2 protein-coding genes are annotated in these 3,775 nt (G+C 41.4%); both read left to right on the top strand.

Going from position 1 to position 3,775, the window contains the following annotated elements; all coding sequences use genetic code 11:
• A partial coding sequence (locus LHW48_04670) for a hypothetical protein (protein ID MCB5259755.1) occupies positions 1–2,026 on the top strand: 2,026 nt, incomplete at its 5' end.
• A gap of 70 nt (positions 2,027–2,096) precedes the next feature.
• Positions 2,097–3,775 (top strand): adenylate/guanylate cyclase domain-containing protein (locus LHW48_04665; protein ID MCB5259754.1); only part of this gene is annotated, 1,679 nt, incomplete at its 3' end.

Raw genomic sequence — 3,775 nt, 5'->3', positions numbered from 1 at the left:
TTTGTACACCATCAAGCTAAATGCTCCCAAAGGTTCTCTTACCGAAGGCTTTGTACTGGTTTCGGATGAGAGCTCCGTTTCCGCTGATGACGGTTATGTGTTGGCTGTTAGTTACCTTGCGCTCAGTGGAGATTTAGATCCTAAAAGCATTCGTGTATTTGTTGGCGATAGAGATGTTACCCACGATTCTGAGATTGGGGAATCTGTATTGGTATACAGGGAAGACCGTCCGCAAGATGGCATCAAAAAAGCGATGGTAACAGCCAAAGTTAAGGGAGCAGAAGTCTATTCCGATACTTGGATAACTCAAGTACTACCGGGATCGCAAAAACCTCAATTGCCTTTTACTTACAGAGGTTCGGTTAATTTCTCTGCTAATATGTATAGCGTTTCGAATAAAGACAATGCTTTTAGCGATCCGGACGATGATTACAGAACTTGGACAGATTTATATGGTAGTTATGGAATTGCCGACCTTCAAGCCAACTTGCTTGTATCCAGCTTGGAAGACAAAAATAAACAACCAGTAAATCGCTATACTTTTGGTGTTCAAATACCTATGCTGGATGTTTTCTTTGGAGACTACTCGCCCAGTCTTTCACAATTTACAATGTCTGGGAAAAACATTCGCGGTTTATACAGCAGATTTCACACCCGGTATCTAGAACTTAGCTGGGCTCATGGTGAATCTATTAGGAAAACTAAGACAGAAGCTGATCCAATACTCGGCACTAATGCATCCGGTACTTTCAAGCAGGAAGCGATAGGTGCCAGATTGCAGTTTGGCAACGATCAGAGTTTCCGCCTTGGCGTTACTGGAACTCGCTATCGCGATATTATCAGTTCTTTAGATAAGGGTGTTTATCAGTATACAGACGACAACGGCGATACTGCTTATAACGTAAAAGCACAGGATAATGCGGTTGTGGCTTTGGATATGCAACTCAATGTACCAGATCAAAACGTAATGGCGGGCATTGAACTTGCCGGTAGCATCTTGAATAATAATACTATTCCCGGTCCTATCAGCAGTGAAGAACTGGATGATTATGGGATTGACCTGGTCGATATTGACCCAGCAGATTACGCCGATTATTTTGTGATAAACAAGAACATGGAGCCCTTCCTGCCAAGTAAGGCTAATGTGGCTTGGACAGGATATTTGAGAATGTATTTCCTGAATAATTTCCTCAACGTGCAATATACAGAAACCGGATCTGCTTTCAATTCTTTAGGTACATACAATCAACTTAACGATACTAAGGTTATTTCTATAACCGATCAGTATACTCTGGGGCATCTGTTAACCATGTCCGGCGGTTTCAGTACTACCGAAGACAACTTAATGAAGCACAAGAGTGAAACAAACTCATATCAAAACATATTTGCTCAAGCTATCTTGCGTTACCCCAATATGCCATATATCAAGGCTTCATTAAATAGCTCTACTGGTAAGAACAAAAACAATCCGGATATCGACAGCGAGTTTGAACCTTATAACCGCAAAGCACTTAATATGAGTTTTGGCATTGGATATAACATTGTTCAAATACCTCAGGTACCAACCCAAGTAGATATTAGTTATCGTTTAGGTTCAAGTGAGAGCGAGCGTAAGCCTGATGAAAACGTGGAAAAGATTACCGAAAACGCCAATAATGGTTTAGCTTTTACCATGAATAATAGCTACTTAATGCTTCCCCTCAGAACGCAAATCTCATTTGCTACTGCAAGCAATAAGGACAAGCTGGGCAATGCAACCAGCAAAAACTCCAGTTTCTTTCTTAAGGCCTATTATGAGCTTTGGGAAAATCGCCTAAACCCCTATGTATCATATCGAAACACCAGCCTTTCCGGCGATTATGATTCTCAAACTTATAATTACTTCAATCTCGGCGTAGAAAGTTATCCCATCAACAACATGACCGTTACGGCAGATTTGGGCTTGAAGAATTACAAGAAAAAGGATTATGGCGATGCCGATTACGATGCTACAACTTTCCGGTTGTGCCTTACTCAAAGATTCTAATTATTCATCAAATAGTATACGGAGCGTGACCAGATAGTCACGCTTCGTTCTTTCCACAAGGAGCTTTGTAATGACTCGATATCGCTATTTTTTTATACCCGTTGTTTTACTAATACTAGTCAAGATAGTTTTTTTGCTTCCGGTCTTCAGTTCTTTAGAATACAAAGCTCAAGATAGCTTGTTCAAACTTCGTGATGAGCGTGAGCCCAGTGGAGAAGTAGTTCTAATTGCCATAGATGACGCCAGTTTTAGCGCTTTGGATATGACGTGGCCCTTTCCGAGAGACTACCATGCCAAACTGATTGAGAATCTTAGTCTCGCTGGCGCTAAACTGATTGTATTCGACGTAGAGTTTACCGAAAGCTCTCGCTATCCCGAAGCAGATAGGCTTTTAGCAGATACTGCAGCAAAATATGGCAATGTAATTTTTGCGGGTAAAGTGTTACATGGTAAAACCCATAACGATCCTGATCAGCTGCTAACACCAATAACACCTATCATGGAATATAACATTCCTTGGGGTGTGGTAAATATGAATTCAGATTCGGACAATGCCATCCGCAAATATACTCTTTTTGAAACCCTAGATAATAAAGCATTTTATAGCATTGGCGTAGCGGCATTGGGCAATAGCCGAATATATCAAAACTCATGGGCAGATCACATAGGTGTGGCGGAGAATAAACTGCGGGTTGCACCATACAGAATTCCAATTTACTCCCATAATAAGGCAATTATCAATTATTACGGACCCGCAGGCACATTCCCTGCTCTATCCTATGCCAGTGTGATAGACGATTCTACTATGGCAATGCCCGGTTATCAGGGTTTAGAATTTGATGAGTTTTATGATATTGCAGAATCGGGAATTCTTGAGGACAAGATTGTTTTAATTGGGGCAACCGTTGATGAACTTCACGATAAATTTCCTACTCCTTTTGGGGGAGAATGGACTCCCGGGGTTGAAATACACGCCAATTTCATCGAGATGGTGCGCAATGGTGAATATCTACAGGGGATTGATCCCTTATTATTTTTATTAATAGAGTTTATCCTGATATTCCTCTTTTGGTTTGTCTTCCGCAAACTAAAACCCCAACTTTCTGCCTTAGCGCTTTTATTATTGGTAGCAATGGTATATTTAGCGGGATATCAATTGTTTATCCACCAAAACTTCCTCATTCCCATGGTTCAACCGGTGCTAGCGATGGTTCTCATTTATATAGCCAGCATCATCTGTCATTATCTGGATTCCCTAAAAGAAAAACGCTTTATTCGCCAAGCATTCCAACAATATATGGCGCCGGAATTGGTAGGGGAACTGCTTAAAAACCCCAAGAAACTTAGCTATGGTGGCTCTTTACAGGAGATTTCCGTTCTGTTTTCGGATATCCGTTCGTTTACTACATATTCCGAAAACCATAGTCCGGAAGAGACAGTTAATATACTTAAAGAATACCTCACTGCTATGGTGAATGTGATTGTGGAAAACAAAGGTATTCTGGATAAATTTGTGGGTGACGAGATTATGGCACTGTTTGGTACGCCGGTGCCTTTGCCCAATCATGCGTTAAGCGCTTGCAAGGTGGCACTTCAGATGCGGGATGTAATGAATGAACTGCAGGAAAGATGGAAAGCAGAGGGCAAAGAAGGGTTTGAGATTGGCATAGGAGTCAATACAGGCTTTGCTGTAGTGGGAAATTTGGGCAGTGAACAGATCTTTGATTACACTGCCATTGGCGATACCAT

The organism is Candidatus Cloacimonadota bacterium (genome assembly GCA_020532355.1).
Taxonomy (GTDB): Bacteria; Cloacimonadota; Cloacimonadia; order Cloacimonadales; family Cloacimonadaceae; genus UBA5456.
Note: the sequence above shows the minus strand (reverse complement) of the source record. Positions and strands in the feature narration are given on the sequence as shown.